Origin of the sequence: Polaromonas potterensis, from assembly GCF_033446725.1 — a bacterium.
Taxonomy (GTDB): Bacteria; Pseudomonadota; Gammaproteobacteria; order Burkholderiales; family Burkholderiaceae_C; genus Polaromonas.
Genome location: NZ_JAWQLX010000001.1, coordinates 234,306 through 253,142, shown reverse-complemented (window position 1 = coordinate 253,142; position 18,837 = coordinate 234,306). Strand labels below are relative to the sequence as shown.

The following is an 18,837-nucleotide window of genomic DNA, read 5'->3' as shown; positions in this document are numbered from 1 at the left end:
ATTACGCTGAGACTTATCTGGTTCCAAATGCAAATATGCTCGGTACTTCTGAGTACCCATGCGATCATCAAAGTGGTGCCAGAGTCTTAATGCCACCACTTACTGCAACCTTTGTCCAAACCCGGCCTCGCCACTCGCCGTAATCAGCAACTTGTGAGTGGCACGCGTCGCCGCCACATAGAACACTCGGGCCGCTTCTTTTTCGTCCTCTCCCGCTGCCGGCATGTGCCCCAAACCTGGAAGCGCCACTACGGGAAACTCCAGACCCTTGCTGACCTTCATGGTCATCACCTGGATAGCGTCCGCGCCGGGTCGATACTCGCCTGATTTCTTGCGCACGTGATGCGGCAAGCCGCGCTGGCGAAGTGCATCAGCGCACAGGTCCATGGTTTTCCAATCGGCGCATAGCACGGCCATGTCGCCCCACGCGTGGCCTTCCTTGTGTGCGTTGCTGAGCTGATCGGCAATGGCAAACGCCTCATCACGCAAAGCAGGCAAGCGAATAATCAGCGGTGCCTGACCATCACGGCCGCAACTGATGGGTTGGAGCAGCGGAATACCGTCGTCGTCCTTGTCATCTGCCGTCAATAAATCAGCGGCAATCAGGCTGGCGGTCTGCAGAATCTGTTTGGTGTTGCGGTAGTTGATCTTCAGAATGGTGGTGCGGCCCTGAGCTTGCACACCCACGCTCTTGAAGCTGAAGTCTTTCTTGCGGCTGCGTTCGTAAATGCTTTGAGCATCGTCATAAAGCAGCAGCAGGCTGTTCGTCGTTGGGTCCACCATTTGCGTGACGAGCTTGAGCCATTCGGGTGCAAAGTCATGACCTTCATCTATCAGAATGGCCTGGTACTGGCCGGAGGGAATGTGCTTCTGGTCAACGCCTTTGATGATGCGTGTCACAAACTCTTCCATGAGTTTGTCGGTGCCCATCTTCTCGGTCGGCAACAGGTTGTAGGCCTTGAGTTGATCGCGGCACCATTTGTGAAAATGCCGCGCATGCACCTTGTCACCCAAGCCTTTGGCTTCCATCACTGAGGCGAGCTTTACGGCCAGTGGCTCGTTGTAGCAAAGAATCAATATAGGTTTTGAAGCCGGCGTGTGTGCCTTGGCCAAGTACTCGGCGCGGTAACCAAGAATCATAGTCTTGCCCGAGCCGGCCACGCCGTGAATCACGCGATGGCCGTCGCCCAGACTGCGGGCTAGTTGCTCTTGCTGCAAATCCATCACGCGCATGATGCTGGGCAGTTCGGCCTCCGCATCGCTGTCGTCGAACAGCGCGCCTTGCGTTTGCACGCGCACTTGCGGAAACATGATCCAGCGCACTCGGTCGAGTTGCGGCAGCGACATGACACCGCCAAACGAGTGAGGGAACATGTTCCACAACCGTTGCTGAAAAACTTCGGCATCGACGCTCTCGGGCATTTCGTCCGAGCAGATCACGTAATGCGGCTCGATGGCATCGCCGAGTCCGGCGTCATCAAACTGCTTGCGCGTGATGCGGGTGAAGACCACGCCGTGGCCCCACGGGAAGGCGAGCTTGCCTTGATGTGCGCCGCTGGGCTGAACCAGTTGTGGGTCACGCTCCAGCGCGTTCACCACCTGAATGGCGCAATGTCGCGCCTGTGCCAGTGGATTGATCACGACCTTGGGCTGCCCGTCGGGAATGATCTCCCACGATTGCCGGGTCGCGTTCTTGATGGTGTCGAGCTTCCAGTCCTTGGTTTCAAGAATCAGCAGTCCGCGCCGCGGATGCAGCACCACAAAGTCAGGGTGCGACTGCTTGGGTCCAATTGGCACGTCGTACCAGAGCAAGTAGTCGTCATCTAGCTTTTGTTCCAGCCGTTCGGCCAGTCTGCGTTCGCCGGAGGTCATGCGTGAAACACATGTCCCGATCGAAGGAATAAGAGTCGCCATCCGGAATTCACCACCTAGTTAACAATTCGTAACGGTCATCATGACCGCGAATTCTGAGCACTCATCGGTTTCCCCGCTTTCACGTACCCCAAAGGTATTCATTCGGAGGAAAACCCCTAGGGAATTAGTTCACCAGGAATGTGGCGCGCGGCGTAATTGGCGTTCTGCAAATGCAGAAACCAGATTTTTTAAGAAAAAAAGGCCTCTAGCCCAGGTGGGACGGGCGCAAGCAGCTATAAAAAGCGTAGCGATGAGGGGTGAGGTCGGCCAAGGTCTCGCCAGGCAAGTTGTGTGCAGGCGGAGTTTGAGGTTTGGGCCGACGTCAACGCAGGCGACCGTGACGACGCGGTGCGCGCTTGTTCAAGACACGTCGGGCTGGCCGTGCACCGGGATGCAGGGATGGGAAGAGGCGGAGAAAGACAGGGACGGGCCGGAGGCGAAGGGCCTGAAGATACAAGTCAAATTGGCCGCTAGCCCTTATCTGTCGGGCGCTGCCAGCTATTGTTTCAGTAGCGTCCGGCGTCCACACCGCGGCGCGCGAAGTTCATCCGCGTTTGCCGCTCACCAGTCGGTAGATGTAGAGCAGGACGATGGCGCCCAGCACGGCGGCGATAAAGCCGGCCGACTGGCCGACCTGGTACCAGCCCATGGCGCGGCCGAGAAAGGTGGCAATGACGGAGCCGACGATGCCGATGATCACCGTGATGATGAACCCGGCCGGGTCGCGCCCGGGCATCAGGAACTTGGCCACCAGGCCGATGATGAAACCAATGAGGATGGTCCAGATGATGCCCATGGCGGTCTTTCCAAAGGAGTGGAGGAAGGGCTCCAGCTTCTCCCGTGCGCAGCCGGCGGCCTATCGGAGAAGCGACTTCCGCGGTGTAGGACCATGCGGATAACGGCGGCGCCTGGCAGGCCGGGCGTCTTCAGCGGTCGGCGGGTGGCTTGTCCGTACGGGCCGGCGCGTAGGCCTCTGGTTGATGCATCAAATCGACCGCTAGCCCATGACCTGATTTTGATGGCCGCTATAAAAAGCGTAGCATCTGCAGCCCGCCACGGCGGGGCGGGCTGCGCCAGGCTTACTCGGGCAGCACGCCGATTTCTTTGGTGATGGCGGCCCAGCGTGCATGTTCGCCGGCCAGGAAGGCCGTCACCTGGTCCACCGACAGGCCGGGCTCGGCGATTGGGCCAATGGTGGCGATGCGATCGGCCACTTCTTTATCCGCCAGCAGGGTGCTGATGTCGCGGTTGGCGCGGGCGATGGCCGCTTGCGGTGTGCCTTTGGGCGCGACCAGCGCAAACCAGCCCACCATGTCGAAGCCGGGCAGCAGTTCGGACAGCGCCGGCACCTGCTCCCAGCCCGCCACGCGTTTGAGCGAACTGGTCGCCAGCACGCGCAGCCGACCCTGCTTGGCGAGCTGCGCGGTGGAGGCCAGGTCGGCCACCATCGCGTCGATGTGTTTGCCCATCAGGTCTTGCGAGCCCACGCCTACCGACGAGTACGAGACCAGGTTGGCCTGGGCGCCCGAGCGGGCGTTGAACAGGCGCGCGATCATGCCGCTGAAGGTGCGCGGGCCCTCGTTGCCCAGCGTGAGTTTGCCGGGCTCGGCTTTGGAGCGGGCGATCAAATCTTCAATCGTCTTGAGCGGCGAGCCGGCTTCGACCAGGATGGCAAACGGGCTTTTGGCGACAAAGGCCACGGGCACAAAGTCTTTCTGCGGGTCGTAGGGCAGGGTCTTGAACAGCAGCGGGTTGGTTACCAGCGCGGCGGTGGTCGCGAAGTAAAAGGTGCTGCCGTCGGCCGGCGAACGTGCGGCCGTCAGTGCGCCGGTGATGTTCTGCCCGCCGGGTTTGTTGTCGATCACCACGGGCTGGGCCCAGCTTTTGGCCAGGCGGTCCGACAGCAGGCGCGCCACATTGTCGGGGCCGGAGCCGGCCGGCTGCGACAACACAAACTTGACGGGCTTGTCCGGCCAGGCCTGGGCGCGCGCGAGCGGCAGCCAGCCTGCCATGGACAGGGCGGTGAGGGAAAGGGCGAAGTGGCGGCGCTTCATGCTCATGGTGTTGTCTCCTGGGGTTGTTGTTAATCGTCTTGAGTCAAAAGTTCAGGCGGTGACCGCCGTGCGGGCCGCGTGTTGCGCCCAGCCGGCCAGCAGCTCATCAACGCCATCGGCCGAGTGGGCGACGCCGAACACATAGTGGTCGGGGCGCACCAGCGCTGCCTGGCACTGATGGCGGGCCATCCAGTTCGCCACGACGCCGTCAGCCTCAAGCCAGGCCTTGTCGGCTATGTCCACCAGCGTCAATGCGCTGGTCGTGGCGTGCTGTTGGACGCTATCCCTGACGGCGCTGCTGGCGCCTGCAGCGAGCACCAGCCGCCAGCCTGTGCCTGCAAGCTGGTCCAGCCGCGCCCGGCCTTCGGGCCGCAGGATCCAGGGCTGGGGAAAGAGCGTGCCGCGCGCGGCGTGGGTCTGTCCGGCCAGGCAACTGGCCGAAGCCTGCACGCCGGCAATCGACGGTTGCACGTCTTGCCGCGGCGTGGGCTGGACTGCGCCGCCGGCCTGCGCGAGCAGGGCCTGGTCGCGCTCACGCGCCGCAGCGGGGTCGCGCTCGCCGATGAGCTGGCCGATGTGTTTGATGCGGCTGGTCAGTTCGGTGACATGCGTCTTGCGTTCGGGGCTGTAGGTGTCGAGCAATGCATCCGGCGCTTTGCCCGCGAGGACGGCGTCCAGCTTCCAGCAGAGGTTGGCCACGTCGCGTATGCCCTGACACATGCCCTGGCCGAGAAACGGCGGTTGCTGGTGGGCGGCGTCGCCGGCGAGGAAGACGCGACCACTGCGCCACTCGCGCGCCACCAGCGCATGGAAGCGGTAGCTGGCCTGGCGCCACAGCGTGGCGTCTTGCGGGGTGATCCAGCGCGCCAGCAGCGGCCAGGTGCCTTCGGGGGTGGCCAGGTGCTGCGGGTCTTCGCCGGCGTTGATGGAGATCTCCCAGCGCCGGTGCTTGCCGGGTCCGATGAGGTAGGAGCAGGGCCGCTGCGGCTCGCAGTACTGGGCACTGTGCACGGGCAGTTTGGCCAGCCCGTGTTCGTTGACCAGCACATCAACCACCAGCCAGGGTTCGTCAAAACCCAGGTCATGCAATTCCAGGCCGGCCAGGCCACGCAGCGTGCTGGACGCGCCGTCGCAGGCGATGACGTAGCGGGCCTGCACCGTGGAGGCACTGCCCTGTTCATCGCGCAGGCTCAGGGTGGCGTGCTCGGCGCTCTGCTGCAAGCCGGTCACGGTCTGGCCCAGCGCAACCGTCACGCTCGCCAGGGTGCCCACGTGACGGCGCAATACCTGCTCGACGCGCGGCTGCGTGAACACCAGCGAGGGCGGGTAACCCAGCGGATACGGCGGCGCAACGGTGGACATGCGTTTGATCAGCGCGCCGTCCACGCCGTAATACAGCGAGTCGGTGAAGGGTTCCATGAAGGCGGCCAGCTCGTCGGCCAGTCCCAGCTCCTGGAAGACGCGCATGATTTCATGGTCGAGGGCGATGGCGCGCGGCTTGTCATAGACCTCATGCTGGCGGTCGCAGACAAAGGTGCGCAGGCCGCGCCGGCCCAGCAAGGCGGCGGCCACGGCCCCGGTGGGGCCGAAGCCCACAATCGCGACGTCATATACCGGCTGCGTCATCAGGCGGCCTCGTCCTCGATGGTGTTGGTCAACACGCCGATGCGTTCGATCTCGATTTCAACGGTGTCGCCGTGTTTCATCCAGACCTGCGGTGTGCGCGCCTGGCCCACACCGGCCGGTGTGCCCATGACGATCACGTCGCCGGGCTCCAGCGTCATGCATTCGGTGACGAGCTTGATGGTCTCGGCCACGCCCCAGATCATGTCGCGCGTGTTGGCGTCCTGCATCACCTGGCCGTTCAGGCGGGTCTGGATACGCAGCTCACTCGCGCCCGCAGGCAACTCGTCGGCGGTGACCAGCACCGGGCCAAAGCCGCCGGTGCGGTCGAAGTTTTTGCCAATGCTCCATTGCGGCGTTTTCTTCTGGTAGTCGCGCACCGAGATGTCGTTGAAACAGGTGTAGCCGAAGACGGCGTCGAGGGCGTTGTCGAGCGTGGCGTGTTTGACGGTTTTCCCGATCACCACCGCGACCTCGGCTTCGTAGTCAAAGCGTTCGGAAACGCGCGGGCGCAAGGCCTTGCCACCGGCCGCCAGTAGCGACGAAGCGGAGCGCAAGAAGAACCACGGGTATTCGGGCTTGTCGCGCCCGCCTTCCTTGGCATGGTCGAAGTAGTTCAGGCCCAGGCAGATGATCTTGCCGGGTTCTGGCACCAGCGGGGCCAGTGTCAGGCTGTCGAGCTTCAGGCGTGGTGCGCTGCCGGCGAGTGCGGCGGTAGCGGCTGCGGCCAGGTCAACACCGGCCGCCAGCGCGGCGCGCAGGTCGGCAGGCACTTGCGGCTGGGCCGCGTTGAGGTCGATCACGTCCTGGCCATTGACGAGGCCCAGGCGGGCTTGTCCGTTGTGGAGAAAAGTGGTGAATTTCATGAAGTCTCTTGAGGGGTGGAGGTGGAAAACGAGAAGAAAAAAAGAGGAATCACACGCTGGTGTGACTTAGCGAAATTGCTCAGCACCGGCTTTTGCAACAACGCCATCCTGAGCGCCGGTGCCGCCTGAAGCGCCGATCGCACCGATCACCTTTCCGTCGGCGATGAGCGGAAGGCCACCTTCGACGGGGTTGGCATTGGCGAGCCCGAGCAGGTAGGTATTGCCTGCCGCCAGCATGTCGCCGAAGACCTTGGTGGGGCGCTTGAACATGGATGCCGAGCGTGACTTCTCGATGGCGATCTGTCCGCTGGCGCTTTGGGTGTCATCCATCTTTTCGAACAAGACCAGGTCACCGGAGGTGTTGGTGATCGCAACGGCCATGGTCCATCCGTTCTTCTGTGCTTCAGCCAGGGCGGCCGCGGCAACCTTGCGGGCACTTTCCAACTGAATGGCTGGCCCGTAAGACGGCGGACGCACCTGGGTTTGCGCCATCGCTGGCGCGGCAAGGCCGGCCAGGACCAGACAGAGCAGTGCCGCGATTCGACCGACGGCGGGTGTCATGGCGCGGGTGGAAATGAAAGGGGGTTTTGAATTCATGGCTGTCTCCATCTGGTGGTTGGGTGCAGGGTTCACGGGAAATGGGGCAATGCTCAGGACGGCACAAACAACACGGCGCGCTGGGCTTCTTTCAGTCGCGCGCTGGGGGGCGGGGAAATGCCCCACTGGTCCACGCGGCCGGGCGGCCACTTCCAGTCATCGGGCGCGCCCACGCGGTAGCGGTCATCGATCTGCTGCACATCGGCGGTGTATTCAATGACCACGCCAAAGGGGTCGATGAAATAGTTGAAGGCGTTGTTGCCCGGACCGTGGCGGCCTGGGCCCCATTCGATGGCGTGGCCGGCGTCTTTCATGCGGCCTCCGCCGCGCATGACGGACTCAAGTTCGGGCATCAGAAAGGCGATGTGGTTGAGCGCGTCGTTGTCGGTGTCGCCCAGTGCGATGCTGTGGTGGTCGGCAGCACAATTGAGGAAGGCCATGATGCGGGTGCGGTCCACCAGTCGAAAGCCCAGCGCCTGCTCGAAGAAGGCCTGCGCCTTGGGTACGTTGTGTGCATTGAGCACGGCGTGTGCCAGCCGTATCGGACTGTCCTTGGCAGCGTCGATGTCGCTGTGCTGGCGGTCGCCGTGCACGACCTGGATCAGCCGGCCGTCCGGGTCGCGCAGCGTCAGGCCCATGCCGCCCGCCGGATCGTTCAGCGGTGCGAGCGGCACGGCGATGCTGCCACCGGCTTGCAGCGTGGCGGTTTCGATCTCCGCCAGTGCCGCCTGCGAACGTGCGCGCAAGGTCACATGGCGGATTTGCGCGACATCGCCGCCGGCGTGGATGGACAGCAGGTGGTGGTCCGGGCCGGTGCCGCGCAGGTAGATGGCGTCGGCGTCGCGCGCCACGACGCGGAGCTTCCACACCTCGGTGTAAAAAGCTTCGGCCTTCGCCAGGTCGGGCAGGTGCAGGGCGACGCTGCGCAGCGCCTCTATCCAGGGAGAACTCATGAGGGTGTCCTTGTGGGCAGGCCGAGAAAGGTCTCGGCGTTGCGGTGAATCAGTCGCTCGGCGCTGGCGCTGTCGAAGCCGGCGGCCTCGACACGCTGCACCGGCGTGCGGTCGTGGAAATTGAAGGGGTAGTCGGTGCCCAGCATCAGTTGCGTGTCGCCGAATACACCCGCCAGGTGGCGCAAGGTCGCGCCGTCGAACACCAGGGTGTCGAAGTACAGGCGGCGCGCCTGTTCGGTGGGGGCCGTCTTGATTTGCTCCGTGAGTGCGGGAAATACCGACCAGCTCTGCTGCAAGCGCGGCAGCAGGCTGGCCAGGGTTCCGCCACCGTGGCTGAAGGCGATGCGCAGTTGGGGGTGGCGCAGCATCAGGTTGCTGGTGATCACCGACGCCGCGGCCAGGCCCACATCGGTGGGGTAAGCCAGCACCTGCTGCAGCGGCGGTGGGCCCACCAGGCGGTCCATGCCGGTGGGTTTGAGCGCATGCACAAACACCGCGGCACCGAGTGCTTCGCAGGCCGCAAAAAAGGGCTGGAAGCGTGGGTCGCCGATGGGCACACCGTTGATGTTGCTGCCGATTTCGACACCGGCAAAACCCAGCGGTTCCATCACGTAACGCAACTCGGCCAGGGCCATGTCCAGGTCTTGCAAGGGGACGGCGCCCAGGCCGATCAGCGCGCCATCGGACTCGGCCACCATGGCGGCGATCTGCTCATTGAGGTAACGCAGCAGCTGCTGCGCATCGGCGGGCTCGAACCAGTAGGAGAGCAGCTCCGGCATCGGCGAGATCACCTGCCGGGCCAGGCCCATGGCGGGCAGGTCGGCCAGGCGTCGTGACGGGCTCCAGCATTTCTCGGACACCGTGCGGTAGTTTTTACCGGCGATCATGATGTGGCGGTGGCACAAGCCGCCGGCCTCGGGTGCGGCAGCGGTGGACGGCCACAGCGATGGCATGGTGCGGCCCCGGTGAGTGGGAAAGTTTTCCGGCACGACGTGCGCGTGCACGTCGATGCCGCAGTGGCAGAGGGGGCGCATGCGACGGGCGCCTTACGCGTGTTGCAGGCCGACAGCCTGTACACCCGCGATGCAGATGGCCTCGTCTTCGTCACCGGTGCCGCCGGAGGCGCCTACCGCGCCCAGCACCGCCCCCTGCGCATTCTTGATCAGGACCGCGCCGGTTTGCGCGAGAAAGCGGCCCTGCGCCGTGGCGGCCAGGGATACAAAAAAGGTGGGGTTGTCTTTGGCGCGCTTGGCCAGCGTGCGGCTGGCTGCGCCCATGCCGATCGCGGCCCAGGCCTTGCCGGTGGCAATATCCACGCGGAACATGCTGGCACCGTCTTCGCGCTGCGCGGCCTTGAGATGGCCGGCCGCATCCAGCACGACCACGGCCATGGGTTTGTAGCCGGCCTGGCGGGACGCGTCGAGTGCCGCGGCCAGGATGATGTTGGCCTGTGCCAGTGTCAGGTGTGTCATGTGCTTTGTCTCCTGCGGTTTCGTTGCGCAACGGGTGGCGCTGCAGCGAAGTGTAGGGACGGCTTTTGTATCCAGCTAGTCGATGTTGTGAATACATACAATCCATGCCATGGATATACGTACCATCGACATGAACCTGCTGGTGGTGTTTGACGCCATGACGACGCACCGCAACGTGACGCGCGCTGGGGAAGCCATTGGCCTGAGCCAGCCCGCCATGAGCGCGGCGGTGGCGCGGCTGCGCGGCTGGTTTGACGACCCGTTGTTTGTGAAGACCGGCGCCGAGATGAAACCAACGCCACGGGCGCTGGAACTGGCCGGGCCGGTGCGCCGCGTGATCGACACCGTCAAGGGCGAGATTCTTCAGCGCTCAGGTTTTGATCCCGCGACAACGGACCGGACCTTCACCCTCATCACGCCAGACATCGGCGAGGTCAATTTTGTGCCCAAGCTGCTGGCGCGGATGTCCCGGGAGGCGCCGCAGGCGCAGTTGCGCACCGTGGCCAAGTCCCGGCCGGCCGCGGCCGAGGCGCTGGAGTCGGGTGCCGCCGACCTGGCGATCGGGTATTTTCCGGATCTTCAAAAGGCGGGATTTTTCCAGCAGAAATTGTTCGGCAGCGCGCATGTGTGCATCGTGCGTAGCGGCCATCCCACGGTCGGTGAGCGGCTGACGCTCAGGGAGTACATGGCGCTGTCCCATGCGGTGGTGCGGCCTGATGGACGCGAACATGTGTTCGAGCAGTTTTTTGACCAGCGCGGCCTCAAGCGCCGGGTCGTGCTGGAGTTGTCGCATTTCATGAGCCTGCTGCCGGTGATTGAAAGTTCGGACCTGATGGCCACCGTGCCCCGCGACCTGGCCGATGTCTGCCGGCGTTACGGCACCATCCGCGTGCTGGAAACACCCATCAAGTCGCCGGTGATTGCCGTCCACCAGTTCTGGCACCGGCGCGTTCACAAGGACCCGGCCAACCTCTGGCTGCGCAGCATGGTGCAGGCGCTGTTCACGACCAGTCAGACCTGAGGCTGGCTCAGGTCGCCGTTTGGGCGGCCGCGGGGACTTCCCTTAAGCAGGCGGCCCGACTGGCGGCTACTTAATCAGTGGCGTCCGGTAGGGGCCATCCGGTAAAGGATTGACGCCCATGACAAACACCTGGTGATTGGCTTGCTGGGTCAGCGGCATGTAGTTGGGCGCAACGCGCGTCAATGCTGCGCTGATCACGGCGGAAAGAATCATCCCAAGCGGTGAGCCGCCGCTGTTGTTGTTTTGCGGCGCATATTGCATGCGTTTGTTTTCTTTCCAGATTTCCGTTCCGTCCTTGCTCACGAGGCGATAGTCAAAGTCCACGGTCACGGTGGTGGTGATAAGCGCGTACTGAGCGTCCCACCGGTTGATCGACACATACAGGACCGCGTCGGCACCAAAAAGTTTGGCCAAGGACTCGGTCGGTTGCTGATGAATGCGCTCACCTTCGTAGTAGCCTTCTTGTTCGAGCACATATTTGGTGGTGTTCACCGGAAAGACGTAGTAGCCTTTTTCTGCAATCGGCATGGGCAGCGCCGCCAACACGTAGTTGGGCGCATCGACGTCCAGGGATTTGTTGATGGTCGGCACAACCAGGATGGAGCGAGGCGCGGCGGCCTGGAAAGCGCTCATGTCCTTTTTCGTGGGCTGGGTGACACAACCGGTCAGGAAGACCGCCATCAGGAGGCAAAGAACGGCTCTCATTGTTGGGCTTCTTTCTTGGATTTTTCACGACGCTCAATGTTTTGAATCATGGCGGTCATCAAGCCGCTGCTTTCAGGCCATGCGTCCCGCTCTTTCGTATACAGGGCCGCGGCTTTGTCTGCGGAGCCGGCCTGCAGGTAAAGCGTGCCCAACTCGGCGTAAAGGCCGGGCGCCATTTTTTGTTTGGACTTCTCCATCTCGGTCATATGGGCTTCCAGCTTCAGCCGCATGGCTTCCATTTTGGTGGGGTCCTTGTAGCCGGCGTAGAGCGCCTGGTCGTAACCGCCCCATTGGTAAAGCGTGGGCGTGACGCAGCCGGAAAGCGCCAGTGCGATCGGCAAGAGTGATAAAGCGCGCATGTCTGCTTCCTTATTTCGCAACGAAGGTGCGGCTCACGCCATCACCCACATAAAACTTTTCTTCAAGAATGAGCTGGCCGCCCAGGGCGAGGGTGAGCACATGGGTGCCGGGAAGAATGCGCAGTGCGGCCGTGCCTTCGACGTAGTTGCCGACCGATCCCATGTCCAGTCCGTCGAGAATGACTCTGGCGTTGCGTACGTTGTCGTCCGCTGGTTTGAACGAAATCTGGGGCCGCATGTCCGAGATGCCTTGCTTCTCGGTGGGCATCTGGGTGCAAGCGCCCAGCAGCAAGGTGCTGGCGATGGTGGCGCCGATCAACAGGCTTGTCAGAACATTTTTCATGGTTGGGCTCCTTCGTAGCGGACCAGCAATTGGTCCGGCCGGTAGCTCCCCAGGGAGCCGGACGCCATGGATGCGACAGACCCTTCGTTGAGTTCGTTGTCGCCGAACAGCGCATCAACCCGCACCAGCGCAATCAGCTGGCCGGGGAGCGTCACGATCGCACCTGTTTGTGGAGACTTCACCTGCTCGCCCTGGGTATGAACGGAAAACTGCATGCCGGGCTTGATACCCTGGCTCTTGCCTCCGCCCAGGAAGACCCGGTTGCCGTCAGCTTTGAGGATGTAGGTTTGCCAGGGGCGCGCACGCATCTCGACAGACAAGCGGCTGACCGCCTCGGCGACGGCCTGCCGAACGGCTGCGTCGTTCAATGTGCCGTCGTATCCGGCTTGCGAGCCGAAGCCGAAGGTCGAGGCCGTCTCAGTGGATGCTTCACCGGCGCCCGAGGCGGCAAAAAACACATGGCCGGTGTTGACGTCCACGGCGCGTACATCAACCTTGGCAAAAGCCACCTGGCGTTTGCTCGACGAGACAAAACCTGACGCACCGACGGTCTTGCGGCCGAATTCGGTGAGTGATCCGATGACCAGCGCATCAACGCCGACAAGGTTCAGCTTGGTGTCGGTCAGGCGGCCTTCGGCCTGGATGCGCCCAATATCGGGACGCTCAAAAACCAGATAGGCACCGGACTCGGTGAGCGCCTTGCTCATCAGGTCAGAGACCTGTTTGCCCAATGGGTCACCGCTGCGGTCTCGCAGCAGTGATTGCCCGTAGTTCGTCTCATTGGTGATACGTCCCAGGGCAATTTTTCTTTTGAGCGTGGGCGCCGCGGGCGCTTGTGCCATGACGGCTTGCTGGGCGGCCTTCTGCGTAGCCAAGGCCTGCGGCGCTTCCATTTGCGTTAGGGGCGGCGTTTGAACCGCACATCCCGACAGGCCGGCCACCAGTGCCATGGCTACCGGCAGGCCCAGACGGCCAAGCCTCCCACTTGCAGTTTCTGCAATCATGCAACTCCCCTTTTGACTTATTCATGCGGACGGTAACTCGTTGTCAGCCGCTTACAGTTTGTGACAGGGGATCATGCCTCTAAAGCCGAGGGTTCACCATAGCTTTAGCTCTGCAATGCACGTATTTCGGCAGATGAATGTTGTGAATAATTAACAAAAAAAGGCACGTCTTCTGACCTGCCATACCGGAGAAGCTCATGATTGAGGGAGGAGAGGGCCTTCTTGCCAATTGACACGGGTGTGGCTTGCTGCAAAAAGCGATTAAGCGCGCAGCATGGCAAATTCAGGCCGCAGCGCAAACGCGATCACCCCGCCGCCAGCCACGCGGCAAAACGAATCAGCGCGGCCGGACCAACCTCAATGCGTCGGGTACTTGCAGAACTGGCCGTGGCGTTGCGCGCTCATCAGGGCGTGGAAGTTCTCGTGCGACATGCGCAGCAGGCGTTCGTGGTCGCCGCCTTCCATGTACACGACTTCGCTTTCTTCAAGCTCGTCATCCACCACGGTTTCAATGCCCCAGGGCATGCCGATCGAGGGCACGGCGCCGGGCTCGCAGCCTTTGAACAGCATGGCCACGCGGTCTTCGTCGGCCAGTCGCAACTCCTTTCGCTGGAGCATGCGTGCCAACTCGCCCACACGCACGGCTTTGTCGGCGGGGATCACGGCCATCACGAAGCCGGCGTCGTCTTCCAGAATCACCGACTTGGCCAGGTGGCAGGCCATGACGTTGGCGCTGCGGGCCGTCTCTGCACTGGTGCGGCTGTGTGCATGCGGAACAACCTCATAGCGCGCACCGCGCTGGTCGAGGTAGGTGGCTAGGTTTGAGGGAATGGACATGGCAGCCTCCTGGAAAAAATAGACCTTCCGGGGCCAGACAGCACTTGGGCCCGTGCAGGCATTGATCAGTTTAGGCCGATTAATGCCGCGTTGCCACTGGGGTATTTCAGGCGAGGCGGCCAGCTGTCAATTCACGATAAAAAATGCCTTTAACCCATATGGTGCGGGCGCAAGTAGCTATAAAAACAGGAGCGAATGAGCGTCAGCCCGACTTGGGTGGCCCGGGCAGCAGCGTGAACGCCAGCGCGCCCGCCAGCAGCAGCGCGGCAATGCTGGCCAGCACGGCCGTGTAGGGCTCGATGCCGCGGGCGCTGGCCATCGAAGCGACGATGCCGGTGAACCATTGCACGGCGGCCACGCCGAGAAAGATGGCCATGGTGAACACTGCCATGGCGCGGCCGGTCATGGCCGCGGGGTAGGCGGCGCGCACGTCGGCATACTGCAGCACCATGAAGCCCGAGAGCACACCGATCACGACGGGGCCGATCACGTCGATCAGGGTGCTGTGTGTCATGGCAAAGGCCGCAAACAGCGCGGCCAGCAGCAGCGTGAACCCGGTGATCCAGCGGCGGCGGTGGACGGGGCCGGGGTCGAAACGGCCAAACAGTGGCGGGCCGAACAGCGAGGCCAGCGACATCACCAGCGCAACATTGCCGCTTTGCACCAACGAAAAGCCGTGGCGCTCCATCAGCATCGGCCCCAGCCATAAACCGCGCAGTGCGATGAAGGACGCGTAGCCCACGCTGGCCAGCAGCATGATGCCCAGCGTGTGCGGCAGCATGAACAGTGCCCCGAAGCCGGCGAAGGCCTCACGCATCGATTCCTTCGGATGCACCGCGTGTGCTGCCTGCGCCGGCTCATGCACCAGACCCCAGATCAGCAACCAGGCCAGCGCCGCAATACCGCCCAGCACCCAAAATCCCATGCGCCACGACGTCGCCTCGATCAGCCAGGCCAGAGGCGTGCCGGTGAGCAACATGCCGATGCCGCCCAGGCCCAAGGTCAGGCCGGAGATCGCCGCAAAACGGTCGGCCGGAAAATTGCGCGCAATGAAGACGGTGCAGACCAGGAAGGCCGGCGCGCAGCCCACGCCGATCAAGACCTGCCCCAGCACCAGCACACCGTAACTGCCGGACAGCGCCGACAGCGCCGAGCCCGCAATCGCCACCGGAAAAGCCGTGAGCACCGTGCGCCGCACGCCGTGCAGGTCAATGCCTATGCCCATGAACAGTTGCATGGCGCCAAACGCAAAGTGAAAGGCGCCGGCAAACAGGCCCAGCGCCTGCGCGCTCAGATGAAAGTCATCGCGTAGCGGCGAGGCCATGATGGCGGCCACGCTGCGGTAAGCCTGGCTGAGCGCAAACGCGGTGGTCAACGCAAACAGCATGACCCAGACGGAACGGGGCGAGGCGGTGGCCGGTGAGGTGACGCTGGCGGCCAAGGGCGGAGGAAGAGAACTCATGCCTTGAGGTTACACGAGCGGGTCGTTTTCCGCCGGGGCGGCGGCCGGGCGCCGAGGTTCAAAGAAATTTACGCCTCTAGCCCAATCAGGACGGGCGCAAGCAGCTATTAAAACAGGAGCGGCTGCAATGTCAGTCCGCAACCAGGGCCAGCACACGCAGCGGACTGCCGGAGCCCTCGCGGATCTTCAAGGGTGCGGCCACGATCAGTGCGCCGGTGACGGGCAACTGGTCGAGGTTTTTCAGGCATTGCAAGCCGTAACGGTTGGCACCGTGCATCAGGGTATGGCAGGGGTAGGCCAGCGGCCAGCTGTAAGACTGGCCGGCATCGGTGTTGATGGTCTCGACGCCGAAGCCGTGCACCTGGCGTTCCTTGATCAGCCATTCCACGGCGGCCTGCGTCGGGCCCGGTGTGTGGGCGCCGTCCTCGCGCATGTTGACAAAGGCGGCGGGGTCGCTCAGGCGCTTGGACCAGTCGGTGCGAAACAGCAGCCACGCGCCCTCCGGGATGCGGCCATGTTTGCCTTCCCAGGCTTGCAGGAAATCCGTGGTCAGTAGCCAGTCGGGGTCTTGCGCCACTTGCGCGCTGGCGTCCACCACCACCGCCGGGGCGATAAAACTGGCGGGCGGGATGGTGTCGACGGTGTTGTGGGGGTGGTCCTTGCCGGTGACCCAATGCGCGGGTGCATCGAAATGGGTGCCGGTGTGTTCGCCGCAGGTGAAGTTGTTCCAGTACCAGCCCGGCCCGGCTTCGTCGTACCTGGAGATATGTTCCATTTTGAAGCCGGCCACCTGGCCGAACTGAGGTGGCAATTGCAGCGCCGGAAAGTCCTCGCTCAAGGTGTGTGTCAGGTCAATGGTGCGGACGGCTTGGGTGCGCATGGCCTGGGCCAGTTGGGTCAGGAGGGTCATGGGAAAGTCCAGTCAGGAAAAAAGCCGGGCGCGATGCGCCCGGGATGAATCGTGGTGCGGGGTTTATTGCGGCTTGAAGCCGGACTCGCGGATGACCTGCTCCCAGTGGCGGGTGCCATCCACCACCCATTGCTGCACTTCCTTGCCGGGTACCGCGGACACTTCGTCGCCGATCTTCGCGAGTTTGTCTTGCAAGTCGGGCTGGGCCAAAACGACTTTCATCGCGTCGTCGAAACGTGCGACAAAATCCGCCGGCAAACCCTTGGGCCCAAAAAACGCCAGCCAGGGGTTTTTGTCGATGCCGGTGTAGCCGAGCTCGCGAAAGGTCGGAATCTCCGGCGCGGCCTGGCTGCGGGTCTGGCCAGAACTTGCCAGAATGCGCACCTTGCCGGCGCGGTGGTGTTCGATCAGTTCGGTCATGGAGGCGATGGCCATGGGCACCTGGCCGGCCAGCAGGTCCTGGACCATGGGTGCACCGCCCTTGTAGGGAATGGAGTTCATGGTGACGCCAAACGACTTGCCGATGATGTGGCCAATAAACTGCGGTACGCTGCCGGCGGCCGGAATGCCGTAGTTGCTGGCGCTGGGGTTGGCCTTGAGCCAGGGGCCGAGTTCGGCCATGGTTTTCACGCCCGTGGTGGTGCTGACGGCCAGCACGTTGTAATACGAGGCCACGCCCGACATGGCCGTGAAATCGCTCACCGGGTTGTAGCCGGCGGCGGCGATGGTGAGGGGAATGATCACCTGCGTGTGGTCGATCGACAGCATGATGGTGGAACCATCGGCCGGCGCGGCCTTGGTCAGTTGCGCGGCGATCTGGCCGCCGGCGCCGGACCGGTTCTCCACGATGAAGACCTGGCCGCCCAAGGCTTTGCTGAGCCTGTCGAGAATGGCACGTGCGACCACGTCGGTGTGGCCGCCCGGGGGAAAGCCCACCAGCACACGAACCGTCCCGGTGTAAGGTTTGGCGCTGGCCGGGGTAGAGAGCGTCAGTGCGGGCAGAAACAGCCCCGCTGCAAGCGCTTGGCTGAAAAGGCGTCGGGTCATGTTGGTTTCCTTCAGGGTGGGTTTGCAAAGAACGGGGGAAAACTGTTTACGTGTTGTCGCGCAGGACGGCACTTGCCGCCTGCAGGGCCAGGCGCGCTTCGATCAGCAACACCTCTACCTCGTGGCAACGCACCAGGCGCAGCCAGCGTGCGTCGTCCATGCCCGGGCTGCGTATCGCGTGCAGGCTGACCTGGCAGCAATCGGCACCGCGACCCAAGGTTTCCCCGGCTTGCACCACCGCGCTGATGCGCGGCTGCAGTGCGTCGGGTGAAGAACCCACGTGGTAGTCGATCGTCAGGCGGGCCAGGTCGCCGACCGGGCGCACCCAGCTGGGCTGGTCGTCGAACAGCGACTGGCCGCGCACCACACCCTCGCCCACGGCGACGGTGTGCCAGGCACCCAGCGCCCACTGCCCGAGCGCCAGGCCGTCGGCGAGAAAGGCGAAGGCCTGCTGTGCCGGCACCTGGCACAACACAGAGGCGCAGTGCGCTTCAGGGGGCGGCGGTGGGGTGGCCATCATTGGGTCAACCTTGCCAGCTCACGCAGGGCGCCGACCACTTCGTCGGCGGTGTTGTAGAAGTGCGGCGCGATGCGGATCACGTCGTTGCGGGCAGACACGACGTAGCCGGCCTGCAGCATACGTTCTTCCACCTGCGCGGCGTTGGGAATCCTTATGGCGGTGTTCGCCCCTTTGCTGCCGGGTGCGACCGGGCTGGCAATCGACAGCCCCAGGCGGCCGGCCTCTTCGATGGCGACGCGGGACAAGTCGCCCAGGTAGTGTTCGATGGCCGGGATGCCGATCTCGTTGAGCAGGCGCATGCCGGCACGGGCCACGCTGGCGCACATCATGGGCGGTGTGCCGGTGTGAAAACGTGTTGCGCCGGCGGCGAAGTCCAGTTTGGTCGGATCGAACTCAAAGGGATTCACGCGGCCGAACCAGCCGGTGACCGAGGGTGTGAGCCGCCGTGCGAGCTCGGGTCGCACATAAAGAAAGGCAATGCCGGGAATGCCGAGCAGGTATTTTTGTGCGCCGCTGGCCAGGATGTCGATGTCCTGCGCGGCGACATCGATGGCCATGCTGCCGGCCGACTGGTAGGCGTCGACAAACTGGATCGCGCCCTGTTCCCTGGCCTGGCGGCCGGTGGCCGCCACGTCGACGAGTTGGCCGTCGTAGAAGCAGGCCTGGGACACCGAGACCAGCGCCGTCTGGCTGTCGATGGCACGGGTGATGCGGCTGGTGGCGTCGGTGTTGCCGGCTTGCGCCTGCACAAAACGCAGCTGTGCGCCGCGCGGCTGCTGGGCCAGCCAGACATGGCAGATCGAGGGGAAATCCAGCGTGGTGGTGACGATGGTGTTGCGCTCCGCATTCAAACGCAAGGTCGAGGCAATGCTGGACGCGGCATCGGACACACTGCCCAGCACCGCCACGTCATCGACGTGGGCGTGGATCATGCGGGCGAACTCCGCACGGGCGAGTGCGACCTGTTCCATCCAGTAGCCCCAGTCGGCGCCGCGCCGCTGCCAGACGTCGAGGTAGTCGTTGATGGCGCTGCGCACCGGCAGGCTGAGCGCGCTTTGCGAACAACTGGACAGCTGTGCGGTGTTTTCCAGAATGGGAAAGAGGGATCGATAGGACGAGAATGGATGTTTCATGGAATGACGCTATACCG

General features: G+C 63.4%; 20 protein-coding genes. 1 reads left to right on the top strand and 19 read right to left on the bottom strand.

Annotated elements, in window-relative coordinates; translation table 11 throughout:
- Positions 1-99: 99 nt before the first annotated feature.
- From R6254_RS01180 to R6254_RS01140, 9 genes are all read right to left on the bottom strand, one after another.
- Entirely contained in the window at positions 100-1,914 is a 1,815-nt protein-coding gene (locus tag R6254_RS01180; protein WP_318403770.1) for a DEAD/DEAH box helicase, read from the bottom strand.
- Positions 1,915-2,458: 544 nt separating this feature from the next.
- Positions 2,459-2,710, bottom strand: a complete 252-nt coding sequence (locus R6254_RS01175) for a GlsB/YeaQ/YmgE family stress response membrane protein (RefSeq protein WP_318403769.1) — start codon at positions 2,708-2,710, stop codon at positions 2,459-2,461.
- A 283-nt stretch (positions 2,711-2,993) separates the two neighbouring features.
- Positions 2,994-3,974, bottom strand: a complete 981-nt coding sequence (locus R6254_RS01170; protein WP_318403768.1) for a Bug family tripartite tricarboxylate transporter substrate binding protein — start codon at positions 3,972-3,974, stop codon at positions 2,994-2,996.
- A gap of 45 nt (positions 3,975-4,019) precedes the next feature.
- Entirely contained in the window at positions 4,020-5,594 is a 1,575-nt protein-coding gene (locus tag R6254_RS01165) for a bifunctional 3-(3-hydroxy-phenyl)propionate/3-hydroxycinnamic acid hydroxylase (protein ID WP_318403767.1), read from the bottom strand.
- Entirely contained in the window at positions 5,594-6,457 is an 864-nt protein-coding gene (locus R6254_RS01160) for a fumarylacetoacetate hydrolase family protein (protein WP_318403766.1), read from the bottom strand. The genes R6254_RS01165 and R6254_RS01160 overlap by 1 nt, the downstream gene beginning before the upstream one ends.
- Positions 6,458-6,523: 66 nt before the next feature.
- A complete protein-coding gene (locus tag R6254_RS01155) occupies positions 6,524-7,054 on the bottom strand; it encodes a GlcG/HbpS family heme-binding protein (RefSeq protein ID WP_318403765.1) in 531 nt (176 codons plus the stop codon).
- A gap of 53 nt (positions 7,055-7,107) precedes the next feature.
- Positions 7,108-8,007 carry a VOC family protein gene (locus R6254_RS01150; RefSeq protein WP_318403764.1) on the bottom strand — a complete coding sequence of 300 codons (900 nt, stop codon included), beginning with the start codon at positions 8,005-8,007 and terminating at the stop codon, positions 7,108-7,110.
- Positions 8,004-9,041 carry an amidohydrolase family protein gene (locus tag R6254_RS01145; RefSeq protein ID WP_318403763.1) on the bottom strand — a complete coding sequence of 346 codons (1,038 nt, stop codon included), beginning with the start codon at positions 9,039-9,041 and terminating at the stop codon, positions 8,004-8,006. Before R6254_RS01145 ends, R6254_RS01150 begins: the two co-directional genes overlap by 4 nt.
- A gap of 12 nt (positions 9,042-9,053) precedes the next feature.
- Positions 9,054-9,479 (bottom strand): GlcG/HbpS family heme-binding protein, encoded by a 426-nt coding sequence (locus R6254_RS01140; RefSeq protein ID WP_318403762.1) that lies wholly within the window; start codon positions 9,477-9,479, stop codon positions 9,054-9,056.
- Between the two features lie 109 nt (positions 9,480-9,588).
- Here R6254_RS01140 and R6254_RS01135 point away from each other — a divergent pair, with 109 nt between their 5' ends.
- Positions 9,589-10,500: a LysR family transcriptional regulator gene (locus R6254_RS01135; protein WP_318403761.1), complete on the top strand. Its 912-nt coding sequence runs from the start codon at positions 9,589-9,591 to the stop codon at positions 10,498-10,500.
- Between the two features lie 66 nt (positions 10,501-10,566).
- Here the strand turns inward: R6254_RS01135 and R6254_RS01130 are convergent, their stop codons facing one another.
- From R6254_RS01130 to R6254_RS01085, 10 genes are all read right to left on the bottom strand, one after another.
- Complete coding sequence (locus tag R6254_RS01130) at positions 10,567-11,181, bottom strand: DUF799 domain-containing protein (RefSeq protein ID WP_318403760.1); 615 nt, start codon at positions 11,179-11,181, stop codon at positions 10,567-10,569.
- A gap of 20 nt (positions 11,182-11,201) precedes the next feature.
- Positions 11,202-11,564: a DUF4810 domain-containing protein gene (locus tag R6254_RS01125; protein WP_318403759.1), complete on the bottom strand. Its 363-nt coding sequence runs from the start codon at positions 11,562-11,564 to the stop codon at positions 11,202-11,204.
- A gap of 10 nt (positions 11,565-11,574) precedes the next feature.
- The gene (locus R6254_RS01120; protein ID WP_318403758.1) at positions 11,575-11,907 is read right to left on the bottom strand and encodes a hypothetical protein; all 333 of its coding nucleotides are present in this window, start codon (positions 11,905-11,907) and stop codon (positions 11,575-11,577) included.
- Positions 11,904-12,911 carry a CsgG/HfaB family protein gene (locus tag R6254_RS01115; protein WP_318403757.1) on the bottom strand — a complete coding sequence of 336 codons (1,008 nt, stop codon included), beginning with the start codon at positions 12,909-12,911 and terminating at the stop codon, positions 11,904-11,906. The genes R6254_RS01120 and R6254_RS01115 overlap by 4 nt, the downstream gene beginning before the upstream one ends.
- A gap of 357 nt (positions 12,912-13,268) precedes the next feature.
- A complete protein-coding gene (locus tag R6254_RS01110; RefSeq protein WP_318403756.1) occupies positions 13,269-13,748 on the bottom strand; it encodes an aminoacyl-tRNA deacylase in 480 nt (159 codons plus the stop codon).
- A gap of 202 nt (positions 13,749-13,950) precedes the next feature.
- The gene (locus R6254_RS01105; RefSeq protein ID WP_318403755.1) at positions 13,951-15,210 is read right to left on the bottom strand and encodes an MFS transporter; all 1,260 of its coding nucleotides are present in this window, start codon (positions 15,208-15,210) and stop codon (positions 13,951-13,953) included.
- Positions 15,211-15,340: 130 nt separating this feature from the next.
- Positions 15,341-16,120: a cyclase family protein gene (locus R6254_RS01100; protein ID WP_318403754.1), complete on the bottom strand. Its 780-nt coding sequence runs from the start codon at positions 16,118-16,120 to the stop codon at positions 15,341-15,343.
- Between the two features lie 63 nt (positions 16,121-16,183).
- Positions 16,184-17,167: a Bug family tripartite tricarboxylate transporter substrate binding protein gene (locus tag R6254_RS01095; RefSeq protein ID WP_318403753.1), complete on the bottom strand. Its 984-nt coding sequence runs from the start codon at positions 17,165-17,167 to the stop codon at positions 16,184-16,186.
- A gap of 46 nt (positions 17,168-17,213) precedes the next feature.
- The gene (locus tag R6254_RS01090; protein ID WP_318403752.1) at positions 17,214-17,687 is read right to left on the bottom strand and encodes a hypothetical protein; all 474 of its coding nucleotides are present in this window, start codon (positions 17,685-17,687) and stop codon (positions 17,214-17,216) included.
- On the bottom strand, positions 17,684-18,820 hold the full coding sequence (locus tag R6254_RS01085) for an aminotransferase class V-fold PLP-dependent enzyme (RefSeq protein WP_318403751.1): 1,137 nt from the start codon (positions 18,818-18,820) through the stop codon (positions 17,684-17,686). The genes R6254_RS01090 and R6254_RS01085 overlap by 4 nt, the downstream gene beginning before the upstream one ends.
- Positions 18,821-18,837 lie beyond the last annotated feature (17 nt).

Coding starts and splice junctions, on each gene's coding strand:
- R6254_RS01180 (WP_318403770.1), bottom strand. CDS start 1,914: ATGGCGACTCTTATTCCTTCGATCGGGACATGTGTTTCACGCATGACC.
- R6254_RS01175 (WP_318403769.1), bottom strand. CDS start 2,710: ATGGGCATCATCTGGACCATCCTCATTGGTTTCATCATCGGCCTGGTG.
- R6254_RS01170 (WP_318403768.1), bottom strand. CDS start 3,974: ATGAGCATGAAGCGCCGCCACTTCGCCCTTTCCCTCACCGCCCTGTCC.
- R6254_RS01165 (WP_318403767.1), bottom strand. CDS start 5,594: ATGACGCAGCCGGTATATGACGTCGCGATTGTGGGCTTCGGCCCCACC.
- R6254_RS01160 (WP_318403766.1), bottom strand. CDS start 6,457: ATGAAATTCACCACTTTTCTCCACAACGGACAAGCCCGCCTGGGCCTC.
- R6254_RS01155 (WP_318403765.1), bottom strand. CDS start 7,054: ATGAATTCAAAACCCCCTTTCATTTCCACCCGCGCCATGACACCCGCC.
- R6254_RS01150 (WP_318403764.1), bottom strand. CDS start 8,007: ATGAGTTCTCCCTGGATAGAGGCGCTGCGCAGCGTCGCCCTGCACCTG.
- R6254_RS01145 (WP_318403763.1), bottom strand. CDS start 9,041: ATGCGCCCCCTCTGCCACTGCGGCATCGACGTGCACGCGCACGTCGTG.
- R6254_RS01140 (WP_318403762.1), bottom strand. CDS start 9,479: ATGACACACCTGACACTGGCACAGGCCAACATCATCCTGGCCGCGGCA.
- R6254_RS01135 (WP_318403761.1), top strand. CDS start 9,589: ATGGATATACGTACCATCGACATGAACCTGCTGGTGGTGTTTGACGCC.
- R6254_RS01130 (WP_318403760.1), bottom strand. CDS start 11,181: ATGGCGGTCTTCCTGACCGGTTGTGTCACCCAGCCCACGAAAAAGGAC.
- R6254_RS01125 (WP_318403759.1), bottom strand. CDS start 11,564: ATGCGCGCTTTATCACTCTTGCCGATCGCACTGGCGCTTTCCGGCTGC.
- R6254_RS01120 (WP_318403758.1), bottom strand. CDS start 11,907: ATGAAAAATGTTCTGACAAGCCTGTTGATCGGCGCCACCATCGCCAGC.
- R6254_RS01115 (WP_318403757.1), bottom strand. CDS start 12,911: ATGATTGCAGAAACTGCAAGTGGGAGGCTTGGCCGTCTGGGCCTGCCG.
- R6254_RS01110 (WP_318403756.1), bottom strand. CDS start 13,748: ATGTCCATTCCCTCAAACCTAGCCACCTACCTCGACCAGCGCGGTGCG.
- R6254_RS01105 (WP_318403755.1), bottom strand. CDS start 15,210: ATGAGTTCTCTTCCTCCGCCCTTGGCCGCCAGCGTCACCTCACCGGCC.
- R6254_RS01100 (WP_318403754.1), bottom strand. CDS start 16,120: ATGACCCTCCTGACCCAACTGGCCCAGGCCATGCGCACCCAAGCCGTC.
- R6254_RS01095 (WP_318403753.1), bottom strand. CDS start 17,167: ATGACCCGACGCCTTTTCAGCCAAGCGCTTGCAGCGGGGCTGTTTCTG.
- R6254_RS01090 (WP_318403752.1), bottom strand. CDS start 17,687: ATGATGGCCACCCCACCGCCGCCCCCTGAAGCGCACTGCGCCTCTGTG.
- R6254_RS01085 (WP_318403751.1), bottom strand. CDS start 18,820: ATGAAACATCCATTCTCGTCCTATCGATCCCTCTTTCCCATTCTGGAA.